2 rRNA genes are annotated in these 450 nt (G+C 52.2%); both read left to right on the top strand.

The annotated features are described in order from the left end of the window. Positions 1 to 257 (top strand): 16S ribosomal RNA (locus PZH32_RS11340); the annotation flags it as partial. Positions 258 to 319: 62 nt separating this feature from the next. Next, a 5S ribosomal RNA gene (gene rrf / locus PZH32_RS11335) occupies positions 320 to 437 on the top strand. Positions 438 to 450 lie beyond the last annotated feature (13 nt).

Below are 450 nucleotides of genomic sequence, written 5' to 3'. Positions count from 1 at the left end.
AAAATAACGTCTCAGTTCGGATTGTAGTCTGCAACTCGACTACATGAAGCTGGAATCGCTAGTAATCGCGAATCAGAATGTCGCGGTGAATACGTTCCCGGGTCTTGTACACACCGCCCGTCACACCATGGGAGTCAGTAACGCCCGAAGTCAGTGACCCAACCGTAAGGAGGGAGCTGCCGAAGGTGGGACCGATAACTGGGGTGAAGTCGTAACAAGGTAGCCGTATCGGAAGGTGCGGCTGGATCACCTCCTTTCTAAGGGAGAAGAAGTAAGGGTTTTATATACTGTTCAGGTCTCAAGGACCTAACTAAAGAATTCTGGTGTCGATGCGGTCAGGGGACACACCCGTTCCCATCCCGAACACGACGGTTAAGACCTGATCGGCCGATGGTACTATGCTGGAGACGGCATGGGAGAGCAGGTGGATGCCAGATTCAATGGGCTTAT

Source organism: Adlercreutzia equolifaciens (assembly GCF_029076695.1).
Taxonomy (GTDB): Bacteria; Actinomycetota; Coriobacteriia; order Coriobacteriales; family Eggerthellaceae; genus Adlercreutzia; species Adlercreutzia equolifaciens_A.
Note: the sequence above shows the minus strand (reverse complement) of the source record. Positions and strands in the feature narration are given on the sequence as shown.